Below are 26,057 nucleotides of genomic sequence, written 5' to 3'. Positions count from 1 at the left end.
CTTACGACCAACACATATCAGATATTTAGCGACCTATTCATTTTTGACATATATTGACAGCGGAGGATTAGGTAACAGAATATCGCCGTGTCGTAGTCGCTCTTGCATAAGAATTTCCCATGGATTTTGGGTTGAAGGAATCACGAAGGAGGTTGTGTATCGCCATGCCTGATAATAAATTATTCGACGATTTACTGACCGAAACAATGGATCGAATGACCCATTGTTACCAGCATATTCCGACGCACTTCTGGGCAGGTCGGAACGCCTTTAACCACCGTTTCGACAATCTTCGACAGATGGCTGATCGAAGTACGAATGCCAGACTGAAACCGAGACAAGCTGAACAGGAGATATCTAATGAATTGATGTCTACTAAGCGGACAGCACTCTACTTAGGTGTGCCTTGGTGTATTCAGTCCTGTTCGTTCTGCGACTTAGCCTACTCCAGAAGCCCAAGGGCAGAAGAAAAGCGAGAATACATTGAGGTTATTCTCCGAGAACTCGATATCTATAACGAGCTAGGGCTAAATAAAGTGCCGGCCAGCAGCCTTTATTTTGGTGGAGGCACGCCGTCCATTCTTGATAACGAATTGCTGGCATCCCTAGTCGACGGTACCTTGCAGCGTAGTAGCCTGGCCGACAATGCCGTAATTACCTTGGAAGCGAGTCCGGCTACGCTAACCGACTCAAAACTTAAGCTGCTGAGTTCAAGAGTCAACCGGATCAGCCTTGGTGTGCAATCAACGAACACCGAGTTACGACAACGCGAGGGCCGGATTTTGCCAAGGGAGAAGCTACTCGATAGAGTCGCAGCAACCCTCGACAACTTTGAGTTAGTTAATACCGATGTGTTATACGGCATGCCAGGGCAATCTCTGGAGTCGGTATTCCAGACTCTTGCAGACTTAGTCAGTCTTAATGTTCCATCCATAACCTTTTACAGAAACGAACTGTTCCCAGGCACTAAGAGTTATCGCCTCGCTCAACAGGAACCTTGGCCAGCCATTGAAGAGCACGCGGCAAGGCAAATGTATTTTCTTGGCAAGACCTACCTAGAGTCATGTGGTTACAGCGAAAATCCACTGGGGTGGTTTGTTAAGAACAAGCAGTCTAACGCCATTAGCTCTTGGGAAAATATGATTGAGAATTGGAGTACTGTCGTGCCGTACTTCGGCTTAGGTATGGGGGCGTTTTCGACGGCATCAGCTCACTGGATGCAAAATAGTGAATCACTAGACAGTTGGATGCAAAGTATACGCGGGGGACGACTCCCACTAGCTGGAGGCACGCTATTCAATGAGCAAGAGCGCTTCATGGTGAAGTTCATGCGGTACATCCGTGTATTCAGTAGGGTGAAGCGAGAGTTTCTGTTAACGCAAAGCGGTTCGAATCGTTTTGCAGTTGAGCTTTTGATCGAGTCATGGAAGCAAATGGGTTTGGCAGTTGACGAGGCCGAGTGGGTAGTCTTCACCCCAGCGGGAGACTCGCTAATACATTGGCTTATTGATGATTTAGCCCAAGCCTTTGTCGATGGAAAAATCAGGTCCGCAAAAAATATTCTTGCGGTCAATATTTAGCCAGATGAAAAATGGGGCCTGCATATGCCTGATCTACTGATAACAGAGAAAATAGTTGAAATCCTTTCAAATATTTCTGAAATTGAAATCTTCGACGAGAGAATTGAATTATTTGACCAAGGCATTAACTCTTTGCAAATAATAATACTAGTCGACGAACTGAATAAATACTTTGATCTTGGGATTGGCTTAGAGATTCTCGCTAAGGGAGCATCGATTGAAGCCATCGCAGAAGCACTTAAAAAACAAGCTGTTACTCGGATAAACTTATAAGGGAATAAATCATGACTAACGATCAGCTTTTTGAACTGAGTGAAGCGCAGGTTGAATTTTTCAAAGATGAAGGATACCTCGGGCCGTTTCGAGCCTATTCCGAGGAAGAAATCGACAGCCTTTGGCGCAGCGCTAGACTTAAAACTTTTGACTATTCTATGTCGGTGTTTGGTAAGGCAGAGAACAATAAGGACCCCATCTCGAGTTATGATCGTCACTTGGATATAGAGGAACTAGCAGACCATATCTGCCACCCTTCTATTGTCAGTAAACTCCAATGCTTGTTGGGCCGCGATGTAGCGTGCTGGCGATCCGAGTTCTTCCCAAAGTATCCGGGTGATGAGGGAACCGATTGGCACCAAGGCGATACGTTTGCTGGGCTTAACGGGGGCAAAGATGCCCTTCGCTGGCCTGAGGGTGCTACGGAGGGGGGAACAATAACAGTTTGGACAGCCTTATCCGATGTCACGCTGGACATGGGTCCGATGGGCATTATTCCTGGGACGCAGCACACGCGATTTTACGACGAAACCAAGTCGACAACCTATGCCGAAGACAAGTTTGGAATTACGAAGAATAATGTTCGTAGAGGCTTTTATGGTTACGACTATCGGGATCTTCAAGTAGATCCAGAATGGAGTCCGGACGAGTCAAAAGCAATCTACTTCACTATGAAAAAGGGCGAATTCATAATCTTTTGGTCGACTCTCTTGCATGGTTCACTTCCACACCTAGGCGAAACAAAAACGCCTCGTTTGGGATATGCAGCTAGGTACGTCCCTACATCAGTAAAAGTCTATCCGGACGCCGACACCCTAACTGAGTTCGGCAGAACGGTGAGCCTTGAAAAATATGGAATTGTTATCGTCGGCGGGGAAGATCAATTTGGCCATAACCGTGTTCGCTCACACACCACTCGAGGTAAACAACTCAATAGAATCCCTTGAGGTGATTCATTCCGAACTTGGTAAACATATTTATGCGTCAGCGATATGGAGATGATCAATGGACAATCGTACTTCTTCCTGGTGTCAAACACTGTCAGTAAACTTTGGCGGCTCGAATCATTATTTTCAGGGAGCACAATGTACAGCCGAAGATTTCAAAGCTTGTTTGTCTGAGCTCTTGGCATTGTCCACTCCCGACGCGCCCGGTAGTGATGTGCTTCGCGTATTCGTTGCTGTGAGCGATCAATGGCAGCTAAAAAAGATTAATAATCAGTTTGGGGTTCATTTCGGCGCGCTCGTTCAGCGAACTGAAATCGTTGTCCAACCGCCGTTGCTTGGCCAGGTACAGATTAGCGTATGGATGATCAGACAAGAGGAGCGCTCAACTGGCACGTCAGAAAGCACTCTGCCGGCAAAGACCAATAGTTTGGACTGGAGCTTTTCGTCCAAAAATTTTAATACGGTTGACAATGCACAAGTAACTTCATCATTCACTTCACAATTCTATGATTGCTTATTAGCCAGTGAGAGACAGGGGCATTCGATAGAGGATCTTCTCAGAACGTGGATTTACATCGGAAACATAACCGAAGGGCCTCACGATCACACGCGCTATCAGATTGTAAACGCCGCACGTCGAGAGGTATTTAACGAGTTGAAGCTGAGCTCCGGGGAGAAAAGAACTAAATTTCCAGCCAGTACCGGCATCGGTACTCACAGCACCTCAATTAACCTAGGTTATCTATCTTGCAAGATAATGACCAAGGGTGATTATCGTGTTGTCTCTTTAGAAAATAGACGTCAGGCCAGTGCATTTGATTACCCGAAGGAGGAAAGCCTAGTTGCTCCTCTATTTTCCCGTGCTATGGCGATCTTGGCTGCGGCAGAAGCGATGATCTTCGTGTCGGGTACTGCGAGTATCATTGGCGCCAAAAGCGTTTACCTAGCCGATATTGAACGTCAAACCAGACAAACAATAGATAATATTTCCCTACTCTTATGTGCGCGCTTGCTGTCTGATTACGACTGCTATCCGACCAGAACAGGGCTTGAGTGCGTAGTTTGCTATACGGTGTATGTGAAACACCGCGATGACTTTGCCGTTGTCCAGTCGATATGCGAGTCGCTGCTTCCTGCCCGGGCGATTGCGACATACGTCGAAGCGGACATTTGCCGGAATGAACTACTTGTCGAAATCGAAGCAACGGCCGTGATGCCAGGGTGACTAAAATGGCTATTACAGACAACGCAGAATTTTTCGAGAAAAACTTTCCAACCGACTGGACCATTCCTGCTGATCTCACAGGAAGAGTGTTCATTGCCGGGCTCAGAGAAAACAAAGAATGCTACTACCTAGTTGACTTCGCGCAGAGGACGATCAAGAGCTGCGTTGTTAGTATAGACGATTATATTGCAACCTTTTCTAAGTATATCGAACAGAATTTATCCAACAGCAATTTTCCCTATGCTTGCAAGTCCAGTACTGCTGTAGCATTTAGCTTTGTACAGCCGCATGAAGGGTTTGAGCTGGCAGACGGCAGAGTTGTGGTTGGTATGCATAACTGCAGCTATGCACGGGAAATCGATTTCTCTCAGCAGCAGGTAGGACATATGTCAGAGCAAGATGCGTTCATCCCTAGGATGATGTCTGCTCAGAACTCGCTGGATCGTGTAAATGGAGAATACCTTTATACAATGACGGACATGCAGCAACGTCTGCGTGTATACGGAGGGGAGAAGCTTGAACTTGAAACCGAATTATATTCCGTTGATACCGCTTGGAATAAACCTCGAAAACTAGCGTCATTGAAGACTTTGGAAGCCATTCATGAAGTTAAACAAACTCCTGATCCTGACTATGTGATATTGACTGAATTCTGTTTGACCGCCCAAGGATCTGCGCCTGTGCTAGAGGAGGATCCTTTTGCTACTTATAGTCTGTGGCGGGAATACGAACTAGCAGGTCTTCAAACAAATAGAATCTACCTCATTGAGAAAAATTCAGGCTCAGTCAGTGCGAGTGAAGTTGATGGGAAAACGCCAGGACATATTGAGTTCTCGCGAGCCGACCCTGAGCGCTTTTACCTATCATGCCACAACCTTTCTAAGGCACATGGAAAGCTCATACTACATGGAGAAGCGAAGCTCTTGGGCGGCAGGATGCACAAAGGAGAATTGCAGTTTTCTAAACACTACCACCCAAAAGGACTTTATCGCCTGACTAGTCATAAGCTTTTCAGTTATAAAGGCGAAAATTATATCGTACTCAGTGCGTACCCCAACCGCTTTCATATACTTTTGGAAAGCTCGTTACACCTGCACAGGGACGAGCAGCTTTTCAATCATGAGCCTATTGAAGCAGAAGGCTTACATTTCTGCACCTTACTCGGACACATGCCAATCTGGATAGAAACATCAGACAATGGACGCTATATCCTGCTGTTTTCCAACGAGCTAATATACATTTATGATATGCAAAGTCATTCACTAAATCATGTACGGGGTTACAGCCACCACGGCTTGTTCGTTGGAACAGCGCACCTGACCAACTTCAATGACTCGCACTATTAACTATTCATCGAGCAAAAATATGAATTTGGTCCGCTTCAACGATTTTTATCGTGATAAAAAGCTGAGCTCTGACAGTGACGATTTCTTTAGTTGGGTCCGCGCTTTCAAGTCGACACTTACGGGACCGTTACTTTTAGACTTTGGTGTAGCCGACGCATTCCTTCCTCCAGCTGAAAAACTATCGAGCGCATTGTCTGGATTGGCAGGCATAACTGGTTATCACGGGTATGTCTACGACCATCAAGCTTATCAAACTGCTTGCTTAAAGCGTTCTACACGATTTGCAAACTCTGACCTACCTTTGCAAGTACTCCCTACAAGCGGCTCCAAGTCGGCGCTCAATCTACTTTGTCTTGCACTTATCAACCCAGGCGATGTGATCCTAGTTACGACTCCTGCGTATCCGATTTTTTCTGTCATGGCACAACGTCTTGGAGGAACAGTGGTACACTTGCCTCTCTTACCGGAAAACAACTTCATGCCTGATCTGGAGAGCCTAGATCCCACACTAATGACCAAGGCCAAGATACTGGCGGTGAACTATCCTAACAATCCTACAGGTAAGATCGCCTCGCAAGATGAATGTGATTTGCTGCTTGAGATATGCGTGCGACACAATATCTTGCTTATCAACGATGCCGCCTACTCAGGCCTGCTGACGGCCACGCAGCCAACTGGAAATTTTTTTCGCGGCGCGGGTGCGGCAGCGCATTGTATTGAGGTGCATTCGTTATCTAAGTCTCTCCAGATCCCCGGGTGGCGCCTAGGTTTTATTCTAGCTGCGTCGGAAATCATCGAACCTTTACGCGTACTTGGTTTACTGCAAGAGAGCGGGCAACCCAAGCTTCTATTAGATGCAGTGGCTGGCGTAATCAATGATCAGGAGATCTCTGAAGCGCTATCCGAGTGCGTCGCCGAACGCCGTCGCGCTTTAATAGACATACTCGCGGCAAGCGGCTTCAGCATCCAAAATGTGAATGGTGCTTTTTTTGTCTATGTGCAATGTCCGCTTGGAGTGGTCGATGGCGCAAGATTTGAGAATGCAGCGAAATTTTCTCATTACTTGGCAGCAGAACACGGCATTTTGACCATTCCTTATGAGGTTTCAGGACAAAGCTATGTCCGGTTTTCCGTGGCTTTCAAGGGTGAGGCAACTGTCGTGTTCGCCCAGTTGCGGCAAAAGCTCTCTGCCGTGCGCTTCTGTTTTCCGAAGAGCGTCACGCTATGACGATCTTTATCAATGATATTGACAGCACCCTCGGCGAGCACCGCTTCCCATATAATAAAGTGGAGGATTTTGATCAGAAACGTCGACATTATGGGCTGCCTGATGCTCCTCACTTAATGGGCTGGCACAGCCTCCACCGCACATCGGGCAATGTCCTGGACCTAGCTGAACGAGTGATCGAGAAAATTGTGGGTAGATCTTCGGCTGCACAGAGTACGGACCATCTTGTCCTATGCTCGAGTCGTTTTTCTGTTGATTTCATGCAAGGCAACGATCGCTTGGACGAGATGATGACCCGCTGTGCTATCAGCAATGTCCCAGTTACCGGTTTGACCCTCAGCGGATGCAATAGCCTATTCAATGGTTTGCACCTAGCCAGCGCCATGATCGAGTCGTCTAGGGCTGACAGGGTATTACTGGTTACGGCGGATGCTTCGGCTGGTGAATCGAAACGATTCGACAGTAATTGCATGTTCAGCGATGCAGCCAGTGCAGCAATCCTGTCGAACAAGGGGCCGTCGTCATTGACTCTGCTGGACGTTGTTTGCGGATTTGGCCGCTCGACAAATGACAGTTCGTTTTTCCGGGGTAATCTGCCAGAGATCGGCAAAAAACTGAAGGACATGCTAGCCAAACACGGCTTGCAAGTCTCAGACCTCACTAAGGTGGTCACTCCCAATTTTTACCTGCCCGTCGTCAATATGCTGATGAACAGCTTGGCGTTGCCGGCGCACTTGCATTTTTCGGGTCAGGCTACTCTCTCTGCGCATTGCTTTTCCAGCGACTACCTGATGGCGCTGGCAGAGATTGCGCAGACGGAAACACACCTTGATGAATATTACTTGTTACTAGGATACGCCGACCTTCATCAGGGCATAGGACTGGTCCGCAAGCCGGCCAAAAGGAAGTGACAACATGAACAAGGCGGTTTCAACGGTAATGGGTGGAGTAGCCTATCCCGTAGATTTTTCTCTCATTCAACACATGGAAAAAATCATCGAAGAACGGGCCACGAATACGGCCGTATTCGATGCGCAAACGCGTTTGTCCTATCAGGAGACTAGGACAGAGCTGCTCAAGCTTCATGCATACTTCTTTGAAGCAGGATTAAGTCCCGGGGACGTAATCGGCGTGCATCTAGACCTGCAATTGCGTTACCCGATCATTGTTTTGGGTATCCTGCTGGCTGGTCTCATTTATCTGCCGGTGGCAACGAGTCTACCTGATGAAAGAAAGCGAATAATTTGTGACATTGCGCAGCCGGCGCTCCTGATCACCGATACACCAATGCCTGGCGCTACGGAGCGATGCTGTAATCTCGCCACACTGTTTGCGTGCGAAGTGCAGCATGATAGGTTTGATTTTTTTCCAGAGCAATTGTCCGACGCCACAGCCTATTTGATATTCACCTCGGGCACGACTGGGGTGCCGAAGGGTGTAAGTTTAACGAGAAAGGGGTTCTTTAATAGACTGCAATGGGCGCGTGACTATTACTCACTCGATCACACCGATGTCACGGCACTGAAAACTCCCTTTTCGTTTGATCCGTCCATACAAGAATCGATTCTTCCATTCTTCTCTGGTGGAGCCGTGTTCATTCCAGATCACAGACTGGTCAATTTTCCCAACTATTTGACAGAGTGCATCGGCCGTTTCGCTGTCACGATGCTCATAATGGTGCCGAGTCAGCTCAGGCACCTTCTGTCGAGCCCAGCGATTCAACACTGCCATCAGCTGCGACATATCGTCTGCTGTGGCGAACCGTGGGGGGTTGATTTGATCTCTGCCTTGCATGGGAGACTACCTGAGTGTCACATCTATAACGGATACGGCCCTACAGAAGCAACCATCGGAACATTAGTGTTCAATCCTCAGAGAGGCTACGACCAAGCAGTTATCCCGATCGGTAGGCCTATAGCAGGGACACATATTGCGATTGTCGACGATGATCTGCAGTCGGTCGCGCAGGGAGAGACCGGTGAGTTGATCATTGGCGGCGTTTGTGTGGGCAATGGCTATTTGAACAATGAGTCGTTGACAGCAAAAATGTTTAGAACGCTGGAAGTGGAGGACGTCGGTCCTATTCGCTTTTACCTGACCGGCGACCTAGCCCGGTTTCTGCCTTCAGGGGATGTCGTATTTCTGGGACGGAAAGACAATCAGGTAAAAATCAACGGCGTACGCGTCGAACTCGAAGAAGTCGAGCTGGCCCTACGCAATTGTCCTGGTGTCAAAGACGCCGTGGTCATGAAGGTGCCAGGTAAGGTGAGCGATGAATTGCATGCCTTCTTGATCTCTGACGCTCTGCTGGATGTGGGGGTAATCACAATGACATGTGCACAGCAAATCGGCCGCGCGACAATTCCTTCGCGCTTTACCCTAACCGACAACTTCCCTCTTACCCAGAATGGAAAGGTGGATCGAAGAGCGCTGGCTGCACGAGTAGATTCAGAGGTTGATCTGTGATGAGTGATGAAAATATAGCCGCTCTCGGTCTCGAAGCCTTGTTGTTTCGTTTGTTTCCTAATCTGGCTCAGCAAATCGACGCGCATTTGCCCTTGCATGATCAAGGAATTAGCTCGATGGGCATGATCGTATTAATCACTCATCTTCAAGACGAATTCCACATTGTCTTCGACTGCGATATGTTGGCGGACCTGCATAAGCTGACGTTTGCCGCACTCCATGACCTGTGTGCTGGTCAACGGTAGCCCAGTAAAATATGTTCCACGGATCTGGATGTCGCGCATGCCCACCCTTTCACTGAAATATCTTTCCTCACCTCTTCAGAGGTTGTTGCTCAGCTCGTTGCTTTACGACCTATGCAAAGGGATTGCTAGCCCTCTGATAGTGCTTCTACTCACCACGCAGTTCGGTATGAGCAGTTGGCAATCGGGAGTCCTATTGAGCTTGACAATGATAGTTGCCACAGTGCTTTCACTGCCGGTAGGTTTAGCCTTCGACAACTACAACCGATTGTACCTTTCAATCGGGACCTTAATGATTCTGGCGGTAGCGGTTGGCGTTCTGCCTTTCGCTCAAATGGTGCTCTTAGTCGGAATCTTGCTTATTTTCATGGAGTTCGCAGCCGCGCTTTTCAGCATTGGGCTAAAGGCAATGCTGGCCGATTACCTTGATACAGAAAAGCGAGTAGCTGCGTTTTCTTATCGCTATATCCTAACGAACGTAGCTTTTGCCATAGGTCCTGTCTTGGGCGTATATCTGGTCGCACAGTCGATTGCGTTAGCAATGCTGGTGGCGGCCTCTGCAAGTCTAGCCGCAGTTTTCGTTCTCAGTTTTTTGGCCAAGCAGCAACCAGTCCAATCGCAGCCAGTCAATCGACCATCGTTCTCACAGGTTCTGAAGGTACTTGGAAGAGATAAAAATCTAGTTTTGTACACTGTAGGTTCATTTTTCAACACTATTGTCCATGGTCGTTTTACCTTTTTTCTATCCTTGTTATTGTTGTACAAATATCCAGCTGCGAAAGGCATGGAAATACTGTCTTGTCTACTGCTAACAAATGCACTTGTCGTTATATTCCTGCAACACTTCGCCAGCCGTTACATAACCCTTACATCATTGAACAAAATTGTGCTACTCGGTGCTTTTTTCTTTTCCATCGGACTGCTTGGATTTTCAGTGGCCGAAAATTTGGTTTTCTGGTGCCTATCAATGTTTATATTCACAATCGGAGAGGTTCTCATACAACCAGCTGAATATTTATATATTGACTCAATCAGCCCTCCCGAGTTAAAGGGTAGTTACTTCGCGGCTCACAATCTGGCCAGTCTTGGTGCGGCAATCAGTCCGGCGTGGTGTGGTCTGATGATTTCTGCCTTTGGTGTGAGCGGCCTGTGCTATTCGCTGGCCTTCTGCATACTGCTTGGTGGTTCCTTGTGCGCTATGCGACCAAGTCTGCGGGTCTGTGTCCCTACGCCCAGTGGCCCCTAGCCGCGCCTATGCTATAGTCAAACACTATTCTACTTTTGACTTGTTCTGGTGTCTGATTTATGCGGTTTTCCAAATATCACGCTGCGGGTAATGATTACTTAGTTTATACAGCATCAGCCCCCTTCTGCTTTACCGAGCAGGAAATATCTAGAATTTGTGACCGCCACCATGGGTTGGGCAGTGATGGAATATTGGTTCCGTTGATCAATGCCGGTGAGATGCTATCGGTAGATATCTACAACACTGATGGTTCGCAGGCAGAAAAAAGTGGAAATGGCTTGCGAATATTTTGTCGCTATTTGTGGGATCAAGGCATTGTTGAGAGCTCACACTTCGAGGTCTCCACAAAGGGAGGCGTGGTTAGCTGTCAAGTACTGGATGTAGGCAAGCGTATATCGATTGCCATGGGTACGGCCCGCTTTATAGAAACTACCGAGTCGAACTATCTCATCGATGGAACAGAGCTTCTATTGAATCCCGTGTCCATGGGCAATCCTCATTGCGTGATATTTGTTGCGCAACCGACGGAGATATTGGCTAGAAATCTGGGGCCCATCATTGAGAATCTCTCTATTTTTCCCGATCGTACCAATGTGCAGTTTGTAAGAGTTATCGACAGGAAAAATCTCGAGGTACAGATCTGGGAACGAGGCGTAGGCTACACACTGTCTTCAGGCACCAGCAGTTGTGCGGCGGCGGCTGTTTCTCGAAAACTTGGTTTGGTCGATGCTCAGGTCGCCGTGCTAATGCCCGGAGGTGTGATTAATATCGAACTTGATAATGATTACCACGTTCTGATGCAAGGCCCAGTGTGCAAAGTCGGAGAATACTCACTGGATGCTGAATGCCTTGTCCAAATAGATTTCTAGGGTCATTAGTGATACCAAGGGCAGGCAGAACATAGTGCAAACTCAAACCATTATGTAATGTAACGTTAAACCTTCGACTCACCCCATGGCCGCCACTACAGCGGCCCTAATATTGAACTTAGCGTTCAGACTTGATATTTTCGAGGCATGAAGTTTTTTACTATTTCTTCGCATGTCCAGTCCATCATATTAGTGCCTAGTGCAAATTACAGCGATAGTCTTACAGAACATCTAAGGCGGAGACACAGGCAAATCGGATCAATTTGGCTGTCATTAGCTTCCATCAAACGCGTCCAGAACGCGCAGCTCACTGGATGCCGCACGTTTCCTACAAGATTCCAAGAAATGTCTGACTGGATCATCACAACGTTTAAGTCGACTATTCGGACTGGATCGCTGTCGTAGACAGCACCAACCTAGGTGACCTTGGTCTTGAAGATCACGACGCTATTCGCGTTGATCAGCTGCAGTTCGCAAAGCATTCGGTAGCGCGAACAGTCGTCGACATTCTCGCCGACCGAATGCACCAACCCTCACTGTGACGGGAACCTACCGTCAGGTGGGGTCTCTACGTCACTTGCCAATCGCAGGAGACATAATGAAACTTTCGCTTGCCTTATATGACGCGCTGACATCCATCAGTGTGCCAAATAACAAAGCTAAAGCTGTTGTCGAGGTTTACGGGAAAGTCGTCACGCCTTGATCTATCGCGTCACCCTCAGCCATCAGTAACCAACCTGTGGCCTATTAGCTCTAAGACATCGGCCTTATCCGTGTCCTGATACATACCTATTCAGCCCATGCGGGGAACACTCCCCGTACGGGCGACGTGTCTCTCCGTTTTGGGCTTTTTTCGGAGAAACACACGAAACTCGAAAACCTCACTTCGCTGCAAACTCAACTGTTCAAACTGCCAGTCGTCTTCACAGAGTGCGCTTGGTATGAAGCTGCCTACCTAGAGCAACCAGCGAGCTTCGGAGACCCGCGTCGGCGCAGAACGCGCCTAGATTGGCGCCAACCGTAGTTTCCCCGGTCCGCCTTTGGTTGAAACGACTGCTGCGACTTTCATTGGCCTTACCTCTGAATCGAAGGATTAGAGATGGCGTTATGGGAAGCGCGCTAAGCGTTTGGTTTGCTGGGTCAAATCCCAAGCAAAAAAAAACCTGTATTTCTACAGGCTTTTCTCTATCTGGCTCCACGACCTGGACTCGAACCAGGGACCCAATGATTAACAGTCATTTGCTCTACCAACTGAGCTATCGCGGAATGCGCCGTATGTTACTGATTAAAAAGAAGAAGTCAAGCCTCCTCTGACATTTTTCACGACTGGCCAGGCTGACCGGTCGCAACCGCCTGCTCCCTGGCCAGTTCCAGCCACGCCCGGGCTGCCGGTGGCAAGTGGGCACTGGCGCGCCAGGCCAGGGCGATGTGCCAGTCGGTGTGGGGTTCGTCCAGCGGGATCAGGGCGATGCCGGCATGTTGGTGTTTGTGCGCCAGCATCCGTGGCAGGAAGGCTACGCCCAGGCCGGCGGCGACCAGATCGACGATGAAGTCGATCTGCCCGCTGCGCGCCGTCACCTTTGGCACAACGCCCTTGCGTTCGCAGGCGGCGAGGATTTTCGCGTTGAGGGCGAAACCGGCTTCGAACAGGATGAACGGTGAGTCCGCGAGGTCAGTGAAGTCGATGCGTTCGCGGCGCGCCAGCGGGTGGTTGAGGGGCAGCACGGCGATCAGCGGTTCGTTGCGCACCGGCTGGTAGTCGAAGCCCTCGTCCACCGGTAGCAGCAGCGCCGCCAGGTCGACCTCCCCCGCTTCGAGGCATTCGCGCAGTTTTTTGCTGCCGTACTCGGTGAGTTCGATGTCGATGTCGGGGTAACGCGTGCGGTAGGTGGCAAACATCGCCGCAAACAGCAGGCCGCAACCCACCGGCGGCAGACCGATGCGCAGCACGCCGCGCTTGAGGCCGCGCAGGTCGTTGATCTCCCCCACCAGGTCACGGTGTTCGGCAAGCAGCACCAGGGCGCGACGGTAGGCAATTTCACCGGCGGCGGTGAGTTCGTTCCTGTGGCCGAGACGATTAAGCAACGGGGTGCCCAGCTCGTCCTCCAACGTCTTGACCGCCTTGCTGACGGTGGACTGGGTCAGGGACACCACTTCAGCCGCCTGGGAAAAACCGCCCTGGCGCACCACTTCGACAAACGCCCGCAGGGTTCGCAGATTCATCGGTATTCCCTTTGCGACTGGATCGCAGCGATAAAAGTTGTTTTTATCATGCCATAACTTTGCTTATGGTGGAGCGCTTCGCCGAGTGGAGCTCATGTACATGATCATTTCGTCCGCATCCGATTATCGCGCTGCCGCCAAGCGCAAGTTGCCGCGCTTTTTATTCGACTATATCGACGGCGGCGCCTACGCCGAGCACACGCTGCGGGCCAACAGTTCGGACCTGGCCGAGATCAGCCTGCGCCAGCGCATTTTGCGCAATGTCGATAACCTGAGCCTGAAAACCTCGTTGTTCGGCCAGGAACAGGCCATGCCGGTCATCCTCAGCCCGGTCGGCCTCACCGGCATGTATGCGCGACGTGGTGAAGTGCAAGCGGCCAAGGCCGCAGCGAATAAGGGGGTGCCGTTCTGTTTGTCGACGGTGTCGGTGTGTTCGATTGAGGAAGTCGCATCGCAAAGCGCGCAGTCGATCTGGTTCCAACTGTATGTGCTCAAGGACCGCGGCTTCATGCGCAATGCCCTGGAGCGGGCGCAGGCGGCGGGTGTGACGACGCTGGTGTTTACCGTCGATATGCCGACCCCGGGTGCGCGTTATCGGGATGCCCATTCCGGCATGTCCGGCCCCTATGCGGCGCAACGACGGATGCTGCAAGCGGTGACCAAGCCGCAATGGGCGTTCGATGTGGGCCTGATGGGCCGCCCCCATGATCTGGGCAATATCTCCACGTACCTGGGCAAACCGACGCATCTGGAGGACTACATAGGCTGGCTGGCCAATAACTTCGATCCCTCGATCAGCTGGAAAGACCTGGAGTGGATTCGCGACTTCTGGAAGGGGCCGATGATCATCAAGGGCATTCTCGACCCGCAGGATGCCAAGGATGCTGTGAGCTTTGGTGCCGACGGCATTGTGGTCTCCAACCATGGCGGCCGCCAGTTGGATGGGGTGTTGTCTACCGCCAGGGCGTTGCCACCGATTGCCGAAGCCGTAGGCGATGACCTCACCGTGCTGGTGGATTCCGGCATTCGTTCCGGGCTGGACGTGGTGCGCATGCTCGCCCTGGGAGCCAAGGCCTGCCTGCTCGGGCGCGCCAGCGTGTACGCCTTGGCCGCCGACGGGCAGAACGGCGTGGAAAACCTGCTGGATATTTTCGCCAGGGAAATGCGCGTGGCGATGACGCTGACCGGTGTCACTTCGATCGAACAAATCGACGGTTCTACACTGGTGGGCCGGTAATTCTTCAACCGACTCAGCCAGATAAATGACGCCATACGTTGTCGACTGTTTTTCGCGCCAAGGCAGTCGATTGATTCATATAGCTATTTATTAAATAAAACGATTTGGCACGAATCTCGCTCTAACGCTCTTCAAGCAGGTCAAGCGATGACAAGACGTGTGGCAGTGCCCCGGGGTTATAACCCTGCAAAAAGCGGTTTAAACTGTTTCCAATGTTTTACGGAACTGAAGGAACAGTAAGACGCCAGGCATTTGCCACTCTCATCCGCCTGTAAGACAGTCATGTGCTTAGAGGCCGCCCACCGATGAAAACACCTACCCAGACCAACGCAATTGACTTTGACAGTGCCAAATTGCAACGCCTGGGATTTGGTCAGCCATCCCTGCGTTCACCTCGCCCCGCCTCCCTCGGCCAACTTCGCCAGCAACTTAACCAGCAATTGCAAACCAGCCTCGAGCCGGAACGCATTCTTGGCCTGTTCTTTCGCGAAATCCAACGCCTGGTGCCGCTGGACGCCTTGCAATACCGCCACGTCACCAGCGACCTGCGCCTGGAGTTCGGCCATCGCGGCCATCATTCGGTGAGCTACACCTTGAGCCATGACGGTGAGCACTTGGGCGAGTTGGTGTTCCGTCGCAACCAGCGCTTTATGGAAGAGGAGCTGGGCCAGCTGGAATCCCTGTTGGCGACGCTGCTTTACCCGATGCGCAATGCCCTGCTCTACCGCGCCGCCACCCGCAGCGCCCTGCGTGACCCGTTGACCGAAACCGGCAACCGCATCGCCATGGACCAGACGCTGCAACGGGAAATCGACATGGCGCGCCGGCATATGCACCCGCTTTCCCTGCTGATGCTGGACATCGACCACTTCAAGCGCATCAACGACACCCATGGCCATGCCGCCGGTGACAGCGTACTGCGCGCTGTAGCTGCAGCGATCAAGAGTCAGTTGCGTAACGTGGACATGGTGTTTCGGTTCGGCGGGGAGGAGTTTCTGATCCTGCTCTCCAACACCGGACGCGATGCGGCGCGGATGGTCGGCGAGCGCCTGCGCCAGGCGGCGCAAGCCCAGGACTACTGGGTAGAGGGGACGCGAATCGAGTTGACGGTGAGCCTCGGCTGCTCGACGCTGCTGGCGGCTGAGTCGGGTGAAAGCCTGCTGCGTCGGGCCGACAATGCCTTGTACGTGGCCAAGCGCGAAGGCCGTAATCGCCTGGCAATGGCGGGGTAAAACCCCGCCATCACCTGTGCATCAGGCCTCGCTGGCGACGCGGGCCTGGCGCTCACGCACGAGCGCGGGTGCCTTTTCTTTCTCTTGTTCCAGGCGCATGCAACTTTCCAGGAACAGGTACATATAGTCGTAGCTCTTGCACACGGCCTGGCGCAACTCCACCTGCAGGGGCCTGCTCGGGTTTGTGCCGGCAAGGGTGCAGATGATTTCCAGGGCTTCCCAAGGGTGCGCGTCATCATACTGGGCGTGCATCTTCAGCCACTTCATCGCGCGTTTGCGCTCTTCCTCGGGGAAGGCGGCGGCATACACGCCGGTGGAGCAGACGACGGCGGACCACTCCCCCGTCGCGCCCTCGATGGCGTAGTTGGTGGCGGCAATCGCGACGATCAATGAATCAGCCGAACTGGTATGCCAGCACCAATGACTCAATGCGTGCAACTCCGGCGGTACGTCCTGGGCCTGCAGCTCTTCGAGACTGACGCCATGGGCATGCGCCCAATTCACCCAATAATCGGCATGGTTCAGTTCCACGCGAATATTGCGCATCAGCCAGCGTCGTGCCATGTCCTCTCCAGGATGACGGGCAAATTTGGTCTTGGTGAGGTTCTGCGCCATGTACAAGGCAAACTGCTCCACCACAGGCCAGCCGCCGATCAGGTAGTGGCGCATGGTCCTGGCGCTGAGCGTGTTATCGCGCATGCGCTGGTACAGTTCGTGTTCGACAACCCGACGCTTGCTCTCGCTACAGTCCTGGATCAATTGCTGGGCCCAGGCGGGGTAACTCGAGGCTTCCATAAGCGGGCCGGTTCTGTTGAAGGTGTCGATCACTGTAGGGCTCCTTTTTAAGTGTGATGTACAGACCAGCAAAGGTTTCAGCGGAATGTGCCGGGCGCCTTGAATAACAGGGGCTGTGGCCGCACGGGTCGGCACTGCAGGCGATCACAGGTAAACAATTGCGGGCGTTCGATCAGATAGCCTTGAGCGTAGTCCACACCTATCTCAAGTAACGCCTGTTCGATCTGCGACGTTTCAACAAATTCGGCAATTGTGCGTTTACCCATGACATGGCCGATGTGATTGATCACTTCGACCATGGCGCGGTTAATCGGGTCGTCCAGCATATCCTTTACGAAACTTCCATCGATCTTCAAGAAGTCTACAGGTAAATGTTTGAGATAGGCGAATGAGGACATTCCGGCGCAAAAATCATCCAGGGAAAAGTGGCAACCTAACGCTTTGAGTTCATTAATAAAACGAATCGCACTGCCTAAATTCGCGATAGCGCTGGTCTCAGTTATTTCAAAACAAATCATTTCCGGAGGAATGCTGTAAGTGCCGAATTTCTCACGCAAAAACCCGAGAAAATCGTCATCGCCAATCGTTATGCCTGACAGATTAATCGCACACATGGCCATGGGTCGGCCCGGACGCTCGTGCATGCAACGGGCGATGATCTTGAATACGTTTTCCACCACCCAGCGATCCAGTGAAGTCATCAGGCCGTAACGCTCGGCCGCCGGAATGAAACTGTCGGGCAGGATGATTCGCCCCGCCTCGTCGTGCAGGCGCAAGAGTATTTCAATATGCCCGGTGCCCGCTTCGGTATGACCCAGCGGCGAGATTTCCTGGGAGTAGAGGCAAAAGCGATCCTCCTCAAGGGCCATGTGCAGGCGTTGCACCCACGCCATTTCGCCAAAGCGGATGGACAATTCCGAGTCATCGGCGTGATACACCTGCACCCGGTTACGCCCCTTCTCCTTGGCCATGTAGCACGCCATGTCGGCGGCGCGCAGCGAGGTTTCCAGGGTGGTGGGGGTTTGCGAGATATGCACCAGGCCGATGCTGACGGTGGTCATGAACGGCCGGCCCTTCCACACAAAATGCAGGCTCTGCACGGTGTGGCGCAGGCTCTCGGCGATCTTCTCGGCCACGGGTGCCGGGCAGTTCTCCAGCAGGATACCGAACTCGTCGCCACCCAGCCGCGCGAGGGTATCGCCTTCGCGCAAATCCGATTGCAGCAGCGCGCAGATGTGTCGCAGCAACTCGTCGCCGGCGGCATGACCGCAGGTGTCATTGACCAGCTTGAACTGGTCCAGGTCGAGGAACATCAAGGCATGCCGGCCGTTCTGCTGGCGTACCACCTGCTGCAGCACCTGCTCCAGGCGGTATTCGAATTCACGCCGGTTGGCCAGGCCGGTCAAGGCATCGTGGGTCGCCTGCCAGGAAAGATTGGCGATGTACTGGCGCTCCTGGGTCATGTCATGCAGCACCAGCACCGCGCCACTGACCTTGCCCGCGCTGCGAATCGGCGCGCCCACCAGGGTCACGGAGACGGTGCTGCCGTCCAGGCGCTGGATCAACTTGGAATGTTCACTGCCGCCACTGAGCTCGCCCTTGATGATGTGCTCAAGCAGGGTGAAGCCGTCCGGCTCGGCGTTTTCATCCAGCAGCTTGAACAACGCCGCCAGCGGCAGGCCCTGGGCCTGGGCCGACTTCCAGTGGGTCAGCGCTTCGGCGGCGGGGTTCATGTAGGCGATCGCACCGTCCACGTCGGTGGTGATGACTCCGTCGCCAATCGACTCCAGGGTGATCTGTGCCCGCTCCTTCTCCGCCTGCAGGGCGTCGGCAAACGCATGACGCTGGGCCAGCAACTTGTGCGTGCGCAGCAGCGCCAGAACGATCAGGCCCAGGGCCGTGGCCAGGTTGGTGATCAACAGCAGGCGCAGGATCATCCGCGAGCCTTCGCCCAACGCATCGCTGAACGCCTTGGCCGCCGGTGTCACACCTTCGTTGATGGCCGTGATGCGCGCCTTCCACAACCGCACGTCGTTGTCATCGACCCGATCAGCGGCAATGGCGCCATGCATTTCCCGGGCAAGGTCGTCCAGTTGCAACAGGTAGCCGTCGCCCACCGTCCAGAGTTCGATGGCTTTTTCCAGGTAGCTGAAATGACGGAAGTTGAGGTACAGCCAGATCAGGCTGGAGACGTCGTCCGGGTGGTTGCCGCCCTTGATGATCCCCAGGCGCGCCGCCGCAATGTCAGGGGTGGGGCGATCCAGGGCGATGCGCAACTCATGCCCGCCCTGGGGCACTGCAATGGCTTGCTGATATTTGAGGTAAGTGGCGGCTTCGCGATTGTCGGCGTAGAGGGTCAGGTAATAGATAGCGTCTTTCTGGCCCTTGGACCACAGACTTTCACCGGCCACATAGCCGCGCACCGCCGAGAGCACGTAGAGACTGACGCAGCCTAACAATGCCTGGAACAGCACAACGGCGATAAAGGGCCAGACAATGCCCAGCAGCCGTGGCGTTCCGAGAGTCCGCTTTTGCTTCATGAAGTCCCTTGCACATGCACAGCTCAATACGCACGCGAAAATCCGCTCCCGATAGCACAGCCTAAGCTAAATCAACGCACTTGTTGCAGGTGTCCATACAATTTGGCGTACAGCCCGCCATCGGCAATCAATTGCTGATGGTCGCCATCCTCGGCGATACGCCCGCCGTCGAACACCAGGACACGGTCGGCCTGTTTCACTGCCGAGAGCCGGTGGGCGATGATCAGTGTAGTACGCCCACTGAGAAACCGCGCCAGCGCCTGGTGCAGGTTGTACTCGGTGGCCGCATCCAGTGCCGAGGTGGCTTCATCCAGAATCACCACCTTGGGTTCGGCCAACACCATGCGCGCGATGGCCAGGCGTTGCCGTTGACCACCGGAAAAGCGCACGCCGGAACGCCCCACCACGCTGTCCAGGCCCAACGGCAATGCCTTGACGGTAGCATCGAGCTGGGCGATTTCCAGTGCCTGCCAGCACGCCTGGTCCGTACGCTCGCGGCCCATCGTCAGGTTGGCGCGCACGGTATCGTTGAACAGCGCCGGGTGCTGCAGCACCACCGCGACGTTTTCGCGAATGGTCGCCAGGCCGATCTCCTGCTGGGTCGCGCCGCCAAAACGAATGCTGCCGGCCTGCGCGGTGTAGAGGCCCAGCAACAGTTGCACCAGGGTACTTTTGCCGCCGCCGCTGGCGCCGACAATGGCGACCTTCTCCCCCGCTGCGATGGTCAGGTTCAACTGGTCGAGCACCAGGTCGTCACCGTAGCCGAAGTCCAGGCCGCGCACGTCGATGCCGACGGTCGCACGCCCGCTGAAGGGGTCGGCGCCTCCCGCGTATTGCGGCTCGTCGGCGCGGGCCAGCAGTTCGTTGATGCGCGTCAATGCGCCGCCTGCCGCGTAATAGGCGTATTGCAGATTGAGCAATTGCTCCACCGGGCCGATCATGAACCACAGGTAACTGAACACCGCGAGCATCTGCCCGATGGACAGGTCGGAAAACAGCACGGTCAACATGGCTGCGGCGCGGAAGATGTCGATACCGAACTGGAACAACAAACCGCTGGCCCGGCTGGACGCGTCGGTTTTCCATTGCGAGTGGATGGCGTAGTCGCGCACTTCCCGGGCACGCTGGCCCAGACGCCCAAGGAAAAAACCCTGGCGGTTGCCGGCCCGCACTTCCTGAATGGCATCCAGGGTTTCGGTGAGTGCCTGGGTGAACCGCGAGGTGCTGTCGTTTTCCAGTTTCTTCAGGTGCTTGACGCGCTTGCCCAACTGCACCGTGGCGTAGATCACCAAGGGGTTGAACAGCAGGATCAGCAGCGCCAGTTGCCAGTGCATCCACACCAGGATCGCCGAGGTGCCGACCAGGGTCAGCATCGCCACCAGGAAGCGGCTGAGGGTTTCGCCGACGAATTTGTCCAGGGTGTCCAGGTCGGTGACCAGGTGGGTGGTCACCGTGCCGCTGCCCAGGCTTTCGTATTCGCCCAGGGAGATGCGCTTGAGCCGCTCGATCAGGCGCACGCGGATGCGGTAGACAATGTCCTTGGCCAAGCGCGCAAACAGCCGCGCCTGCACCACGTTGAACACCAGCGCGCCACAGCGCAGGGCCAGGGTCACCAGCAGCATCAGGCCGATATAACCGGCGGCTTTCTGCCAGCCCAGGGGCAGCGCGTGGTTCATCACCTTGAGCGCGGCGTCGCCATGGCCCAACAGCACTTCGTCGACCAGCAGCGGTAACAGCAACGGGATGGGTACGCTGCACAAGGTCGCCAGCACGGCGACGCTGTTGGCGATCCACAGGGATTTCCTGTGACGCAGGGCCAGACGGCGAATTTCCGCCCAGGTCAGGCGGTCGCTGGTTTTTGTCTCATCCTGCACAGGTGGCTCGCTCCAGCCATCGGGCAAGCAACGGTGACAACTCGTCCAGCGGCTGGTAGCCATTGGTGAGCAGCGCCAATTGGCCATTGCGCTCGGCCAGCAAGGTCGGGAAACCGGCGATGCCCAAATCCTGCACCCAGGTGAAATCCGCTGCCGTGGCCGCGTGCTGCTCGGCGCGGTCGAACGCGCCGGCAAATTCGATGCGTGGAATACCGGCCTGTTCGGCCAGTTCCACCAGCACGTGGGCATTGGTGACGTCGCGTCCCTCTACATAGAAAGCCTGCTGGATCAGCCCCAGCAGCTTCCAGGCGCAATCGGGCGCCAGGCTGCGCGCAGTGACGATGGCACGGCACGCAGGCTCGGTGTCATAGACAAACCCATCGGGCAATGCGCCCTCGCGCTTGAACGGCTGGCCGGTGGCGTCGGTCACCGCTTGCCAGTGCTCGAGAATATAGCGCCGGGTAGTCGGTTCCAGCGCAGCGCCGCTGCCGGTGCGCAAGCCGCCCACCACCAGATGCAATTCCACGCCGGCCGCCTGGGCCTGCTCAACCAGCGCCTGCGCCACCGGGGCAAAGCCCCAGCACCAGGAACACATCGGGTCCATTACATAGAGCAGGCGCGCGGACATGGTTCAAGCCTCGGAAGGGGTTTGCTTGTAATTGAAACCAATCGGATGCGGCATATTGCGGGCCTTGGCCAGTTCGATCTGCTTTTGCCGGTCGATGGCGCTGCGACGGGTTTTCTCCGGCAGCTTATCCCAGCAATGCGGACAACTGATGCCGGCCACGTAGTGCTCGGACGCGCGGTCTTCTACGCTGACCGGTGTGCGGCAGGCATGGCACTGATCGTAGTCGCCTTCGCTCAGATCGTGGCGCACGGTGACGCGATTGTCGAACACGAAGCAGTCGCCCTGCCACTTGGTCTCCTCCTGCGGCACCTCTTCGAGGTATTTGAGAATACCGCCCTTGAGATGATAGACCTCGTCGAAGCCTTCGCTGAGCATGAAGCTCGATGCTTTCTCGCAACGAATGCCGCCCGTGCAGAACATGGCGACTTTCTTGTGCCTGGCCGGGTCGAAGTTGGCTTTGATGTAGTCGGGGAACTCGCGAAAACTGGTGGTCTTCGGGTCGATTGCGCCCTCAAAGGTGCCGATCGACACTTCGTAGTCGTTGCGGGTGTCGATCAGCAGCACTTCGGGGTCGCTGATCAGCGCGTTCCAGTCCTTGGGGTCGACATAGGTGCCGACCTTCTTGTTCGGGTCGACGCCTTCCACGCCCAGGGTCACGATCTCTTTTTTGAGCTTGACCTTGGTGCGATAGAACGGCTGGTCGTCGCAGTAGGACTCCTTGTGGTCGATGTCGACCATGCGTGGGTCTTTCCTGAGCCAGGCCATCAGGCCATCGATGCCTTCACGGCTACCGGACACGGTGCCGTTGATGCCTTCTTCGGCGATCAGCAGGGTGCCTTTGATGCCGTTGTCGACCATCGCCTGCAGCAGTGGCTCGCGCAGGGCGACGTAATCTTCAAGGGTGACGAACTTGTACAGTGCCGCCACGACGATCGGTTGAGTCATGGGTAATCTCTCCAGGTGGCTACCCTCGTAAGGGGTGAACCGGATGCAAAATGACGCCGGCCAGGCGGCGCGGCGCGCATTCTAGCAAAACCACGCCGCCGCCGCATCGACACGCGGTCGCTGATAGGTCCTCAACGGTGTGGGTTGCGCACGCCCTCCACTCGGTACCGCTGGCCACCCAGATGCCTGAGCATCAGGCGATAGGCGCCGCGTCCACGGGCAGAGGCGTAGCCGTGCAGATCAGCGGACCACAACAGGTCTCTGTGGCGATGCCAATAGACAGCGCTTAAACGACCTTCACGCAAGTGACCGAGGGTAAGGGCAATACTCCGTCCCTCGCGGCTCGATGGGTCGGTACCGCCAAGCACCTGGGTATCGATCTCCATAAGCGGCGTAACCGCTCTCACCGCCGTCGGCGCCACCATCGCGCCCCGGCCCTGACCTTGCCGAGCGGCGCGGGTGCGGCTTGTGCCGGCAACCTGGGTCGTCTCCCCCACCTCGAACGCACTTGCCCCTGCCTGCTGACCGCTCGCGGCAGCCGGATCACGGCCCGGGGATCGCAGCACAATCACGCCGATGCCCATGCGCCTGAGCTCGGGCATCGGGTTGCGATGCTCCGCCAGTACCCGTTCGACTTCCCCCGGCTGGTCCACCGGCCCTGCATAGCCATAGATGGACCCCTGCCGTGAATAAACGTAAATGGACATGCCGCCTTCAGCAGGACGGCGGGCATAGGCAAAATTCACCAGCCGCTCCGTTTCGTCGTGACTCAATCGCGCCTGTTGCGCCAACTCGATCGCCATTTCCGAAATATTCCTGGCGAACTGTTCTTCGACTTCTTCCGCGGTCCTGGCCATCGCCTGGGGTTGCATGTCCTGATAGGCACTGAGGCGGCTGGCGCCAAACAGTACGCCTCCCACCAGAGCGCCCACGGAGGCCCCCACCGGCGCATTGCCCAGCAGCGCCCCCGCTCCCAGGCCCAGCAAGACCAGAAGCAAGAGGATGATGATGCCTCCCTGTATCTGGGTATTTTCCACGGCGGCCGGCTGCAACCCCATTGAATCAACAAAGGTGATCGGGTTGTTGGACGCCATGAGATAAGGATTCAACTGCATCCCGCCTCCTATGGGGTCGGGACTGATCCAGCGCTGCAACCACGGGGCGTAATAGCGAAAGCCGTAGTAATACAAACCACTGGCGTCACGCTCCTTGCCTGAATACCGGCGGGTTTTGCAACTGCCCTGCAGCGCATTGCGCGAGGCCCACCAGGCGGTCCCTCCGTACGGAAAATAACTCTCCTGGCTCAACAACTCGGCCTGCTCGCCCAACTCCAGCCCATGACTCGATTGCTGATCCTTCAGGCAATAACACAGGGTTTCATCGACTGCCTCTTCATCGGGTTCCAGCTCCCATTGCACGACCTCAACCGTGCAACGCGCCACTTCAAGGCGCACTATGTTCAAGCGCCGCGTTGGCCGATGGCGCAGTTCCAGGCCTGGCAGGTAATACACCCGCGCCGTTTGCCGGCTGCCGGCCACCTGCCGATGAGTGAGCTTGAGCGCACGCTGGCCGTCGCCTGCATACACATAAGCCTCTTCATCGGCTTCCTCTCCCACCCGCTCAATGGAGGCGACCCTGGTCAGCTGATTACGCACGTTCCACAGCATTGGCTGGGCGCGCCCCAGCGACTGCTGATTGCCATTGGCGTCAAAGCCTTGCGCCCACTCGGTGGCCGGATGTTCGCTCGACAACGCACGGTTACTGCCCGTCGCCACCTGCATGGCGCGGGTGTAGCCGACACCAGTGGACGGCACATGACGCAGCCGGGTCAGGTTGCCCCCCTCGTCATAGGCATAGTGCTGGGTGTAGTTGCGCCATAAACCGGCATCGGTGGACCCGAACGAAATACGCGCGGGCAGCGCCGGCCCGATGGCGGCGCCGGCACTTTCCCGGCCTGTCGCCCGGGTCAGTTGGTACAGCGAGTCGTATTCATAGGCATATGACGCCTGCACTTGCGTGTTGTGGCTCCATTGCGTCGGTTGCGCCTGATCGCGCAGGCTGGAAACATTGCCCACGGGATCATAGTCGTAGCTCAGATCCTGCAAGGGCGCCGCCCGCTCGTTCTTGCGGTACGCCATCAGCCGGTGCAGCCGGCCGTCCTCGGCCCGATAGGCGGCCAGACTGCTTACGCCGTTGCCCAGCAGGGCCGCCTCCACCTGACCGGCGGCGTTGTAGTCATAGCGTTCTACGACGGTCTTGCGTGCGCCACTGTTCAAGGTGAGGTGAATCTGTTTCGCCTGTCCGTCCAGACCATAGGCAAAGTGCCGACCATTACCCTTGGCATCGACCTGTTCCACCGTGCCGCCCAAGGCATCAAACGTCCAACGCGTGGTGTAACGCGCGCTTTCCAACTGCCGGTTCTGATCGGCCTGGGCAAGCGGCCAGTCAACCTCATCGGGCGCCTGGCGAAACCGCCGCGTTTGCCGCAGCGCCTGCCCGGTCACCCCATACTCATCGAACACCTGCGTGCCCGCCGGGTCGGCATGGCGTACCAGACGGCCGCTGCGGTTAAGTGCTCGGTCCTCGGGGGTTGAAGGCGCATACTCCAGGCGTTCGACACAGCGGGGGTGTGCTTGATCGGCCGCTTGTTCGAACACCGCCACCGGACGCTGCAAGGCATCGTAGTCGTGGCGCTGGTAGGCACCCCGCCCATCCCAGGCATGCAACGGTTGCCCGCAGGGTGCCGCCAGCATCAGCCGCATGCCGGCGTCCACATCGTTGCGGCGCACCAGCGTACCGGACAGGCTGTATACCGACACCTGGTTGGCCTCGGTCGAGGGTTCGCTCAATGCAAGGGCCTGCAGGCGCGAATCCCACTGCTGCAGCAGCAGGCCGCTGGCCCCATAGACCTGGCGCCTGACACGGGCCGTCGGCACAGCCTGGGACGCAGCGCGCAGGTAAGCGACGCTGCGCACGATCAACCCACGGGGGTCGAATGCCGCAAGCGAGGGCGTATTTCGATGAAGTGAAGCAGACATGATCACATGACCTCAATTGCACAAAGGTCAGCCAAGCCTGCACTTGATGTCTTGGATAAAGGTGGTAGCGGCGTATGGGCGCCGGCGATGCCTGTACATACCTATACCTGGCGCCGTCAACCT

The 26,057-nt window shown here is 54.9% G+C and carries 20 protein-coding genes, 1 tRNA gene and 1 pseudogene; 13 read left to right on the top strand and 9 right to left on the bottom strand.

Annotated features, from left to right (window positions below):
• The first annotated feature begins 164 nt into the window (after window positions 1–164).
• The 11 genes from TU82_RS02040 to dapF are packed head-to-tail and all read left to right on the top strand — an operon-like array spanning window position 165 to window position 11,422.
• On the top strand, window positions 165–1,580 hold the full coding sequence (locus tag TU82_RS02040) for a coproporphyrinogen-III oxidase family protein (protein WP_057721469.1): 1,416 nt from the start codon (window positions 165–167) through the stop codon (window positions 1,578–1,580).
• Window positions 1,581–1,604: 24 nt separating this feature from the next.
• The gene (locus TU82_RS02035) at window positions 1,605–1,853 is read left to right on the top strand and encodes an acyl carrier protein (protein ID WP_057721468.1); all 249 of its coding nucleotides are present in this window, start codon (window positions 1,605–1,607) and stop codon (window positions 1,851–1,853) included.
• 11 nt (window positions 1,854–1,864) lie between these two features.
• On the top strand, window positions 1,865–2,800 hold the full coding sequence (locus tag TU82_RS02030; protein WP_057721467.1) for a chlorinating enzyme: 936 nt from the start codon (window positions 1,865–1,867) through the stop codon (window positions 2,798–2,800).
• A 58-nt stretch (window positions 2,801–2,858) separates the two neighbouring features.
• Entirely contained in the window at window positions 2,859–4,025 is a 1,167-nt protein-coding gene (locus TU82_RS27480) for a chorismate transformation FkbO/Hyg5 family protein (RefSeq protein WP_072024047.1), read from the top strand.
• Window positions 4,026–4,030: 5 nt separating this feature from the next.
• Complete coding sequence (locus TU82_RS02020; protein ID WP_057721465.1) at window positions 4,031–5,371, top strand: hypothetical protein; 1,341 nt, start codon at window positions 4,031–4,033, stop codon at window positions 5,369–5,371.
• 19 nt (window positions 5,372–5,390) lie between these two features.
• Window positions 5,391–6,599, top strand: a complete 1,209-nt coding sequence (locus tag TU82_RS27475; protein ID WP_162276148.1) for an aminotransferase class I/II-fold pyridoxal phosphate-dependent enzyme — start codon at window positions 5,391–5,393, stop codon at window positions 6,597–6,599.
• Window positions 6,596–7,510, top strand: a complete 915-nt coding sequence (locus TU82_RS02010; RefSeq protein ID WP_057721463.1) for a beta-ketoacyl-[acyl-carrier-protein] synthase family protein — start codon at window positions 6,596–6,598, stop codon at window positions 7,508–7,510. The genes TU82_RS27475 and TU82_RS02010 overlap by 4 nt, the downstream gene beginning before the upstream one ends.
• A gap of 4 nt (window positions 7,511–7,514) precedes the next feature.
• Complete coding sequence (locus tag TU82_RS02005) at window positions 7,515–9,065, top strand: amino acid adenylation domain-containing protein (RefSeq protein ID WP_057721462.1); 1,551 nt, start codon at window positions 7,515–7,517, stop codon at window positions 9,063–9,065.
• The gene (locus tag TU82_RS02000; RefSeq protein WP_057721461.1) at window positions 9,065–9,310 is read left to right on the top strand and encodes a phosphopantetheine-binding protein; all 246 of its coding nucleotides are present in this window, start codon (window positions 9,065–9,067) and stop codon (window positions 9,308–9,310) included. Before TU82_RS02005 ends, TU82_RS02000 begins: the two co-directional genes overlap by 1 nt.
• Before the next feature lie 37 nt (window positions 9,311–9,347).
• Window positions 9,348–10,553, top strand: coding sequence for an MFS transporter (locus tag TU82_RS01995; protein WP_057721460.1), 1,206 nt, complete (start codon window positions 9,348–9,350; stop codon window positions 10,551–10,553).
• A gap of 59 nt (window positions 10,554–10,612) precedes the next feature.
• Window positions 10,613–11,422 (top strand): diaminopimelate epimerase, encoded by an 810-nt coding sequence (gene dapF / locus TU82_RS01990; RefSeq protein ID WP_057721459.1) that lies wholly within the window; start codon window positions 10,613–10,615, stop codon window positions 11,420–11,422.
• Between the two features lie 956 nt (window positions 11,423–12,378).
• On the opposite strand, the pseudogene TU82_RS29060 reads toward dapF, so the two are convergent.
• The 3 genes and pseudogenes from TU82_RS29060 to TU82_RS01980 all read right to left on the bottom strand — a co-directional run.
• Window positions 12,379–12,491 (bottom strand): annotated as a pseudogene (locus TU82_RS29060) (ParA family protein); the annotation flags it as partial.
• 121 nt (window positions 12,492–12,612) lie between these two features.
• A tRNA-Asn gene (locus TU82_RS01985) sits at window positions 12,613–12,688 on the bottom strand.
• 54 nt (window positions 12,689–12,742) lie between these two features.
• Window positions 12,743–13,645 (bottom strand): LysR family transcriptional regulator, encoded by a 903-nt coding sequence (locus TU82_RS01980; protein WP_057721458.1) that lies wholly within the window; start codon window positions 13,643–13,645, stop codon window positions 12,743–12,745.
• Between the two features lie 100 nt (window positions 13,646–13,745).
• Here TU82_RS01980 and lldD point away from each other — a divergent pair, with 100 nt between their 5' ends.
• Together lldD and TU82_RS01970 are read left to right on the top strand one after the other, a co-directional pair.
• Complete coding sequence (gene lldD / locus TU82_RS01975) at window positions 13,746–14,882, top strand: FMN-dependent L-lactate dehydrogenase LldD (protein ID WP_057721457.1); 1,137 nt, start codon at window positions 13,746–13,748, stop codon at window positions 14,880–14,882.
• A gap of 305 nt (window positions 14,883–15,187) precedes the next feature.
• Window positions 15,188–16,114 (top strand): GGDEF domain-containing protein, encoded by a 927-nt coding sequence (locus TU82_RS01970; protein WP_057721456.1) that lies wholly within the window; start codon window positions 15,188–15,190, stop codon window positions 16,112–16,114.
• 21 nt (window positions 16,115–16,135) lie between these two features.
• Here TU82_RS01970 and TU82_RS01965 read toward each other — a convergent pair whose 3' ends face one another.
• The 6 genes from TU82_RS01965 to TU82_RS01940 all read right to left on the bottom strand — a co-directional run bounded on the left by TU82_RS01965 (window position 16,136) and on the right by TU82_RS01940 (window position 25,934).
• Window positions 16,136–16,909, bottom strand: coding sequence for an iron-containing redox enzyme family protein (locus TU82_RS01965; protein WP_420893024.1), 774 nt, complete (start codon window positions 16,907–16,909; stop codon window positions 16,136–16,138).
• Window positions 16,910–16,986: 77 nt separating this feature from the next.
• A complete protein-coding gene (locus TU82_RS01960; protein ID WP_057721454.1) occupies window positions 16,987–19,449 on the bottom strand; it encodes an EAL domain-containing protein in 2,463 nt (820 codons plus the stop codon).
• Window positions 19,450–19,520: 71 nt separating this feature from the next.
• A complete protein-coding gene (locus tag TU82_RS01955) occupies window positions 19,521–21,323 on the bottom strand; it encodes an ABC transporter ATP-binding protein (protein ID WP_057721453.1) in 1,803 nt (600 codons plus the stop codon).
• Complete coding sequence (locus TU82_RS01950) at window positions 21,313–21,951, bottom strand: DsbA family protein (RefSeq protein WP_057721452.1); 639 nt, start codon at window positions 21,949–21,951, stop codon at window positions 21,313–21,315. Before TU82_RS01950 ends, TU82_RS01955 begins: the two co-directional genes overlap by 11 nt.
• Before the next feature lie 3 nt (window positions 21,952–21,954).
• A complete protein-coding gene (gene trhO / locus TU82_RS01945; RefSeq protein WP_057721451.1) occupies window positions 21,955–22,896 on the bottom strand; it encodes an oxygen-dependent tRNA uridine(34) hydroxylase TrhO in 942 nt (313 codons plus the stop codon).
• Between the two features lie 131 nt (window positions 22,897–23,027).
• On the bottom strand, window positions 23,028–25,934 hold the full coding sequence (locus TU82_RS01940; RefSeq protein WP_072024048.1) for an RHS repeat-associated core domain-containing protein: 2,907 nt from the start codon (window positions 25,932–25,934) through the stop codon (window positions 23,028–23,030).
• Window positions 25,935–26,057 lie beyond the last annotated feature (123 nt).

Origin of the sequence: Pseudomonas orientalis, assembly GCF_001439815.1 — a bacterium.
Classification (GTDB): domain Bacteria; phylum Pseudomonadota; class Gammaproteobacteria; order Pseudomonadales; family Pseudomonadaceae; genus Aquipseudomonas; species Aquipseudomonas orientalis.
The sequence above is the reverse complement of the archived record's forward strand: the minus strand, read 5'-3'. Positions and strand labels throughout refer to the sequence as shown.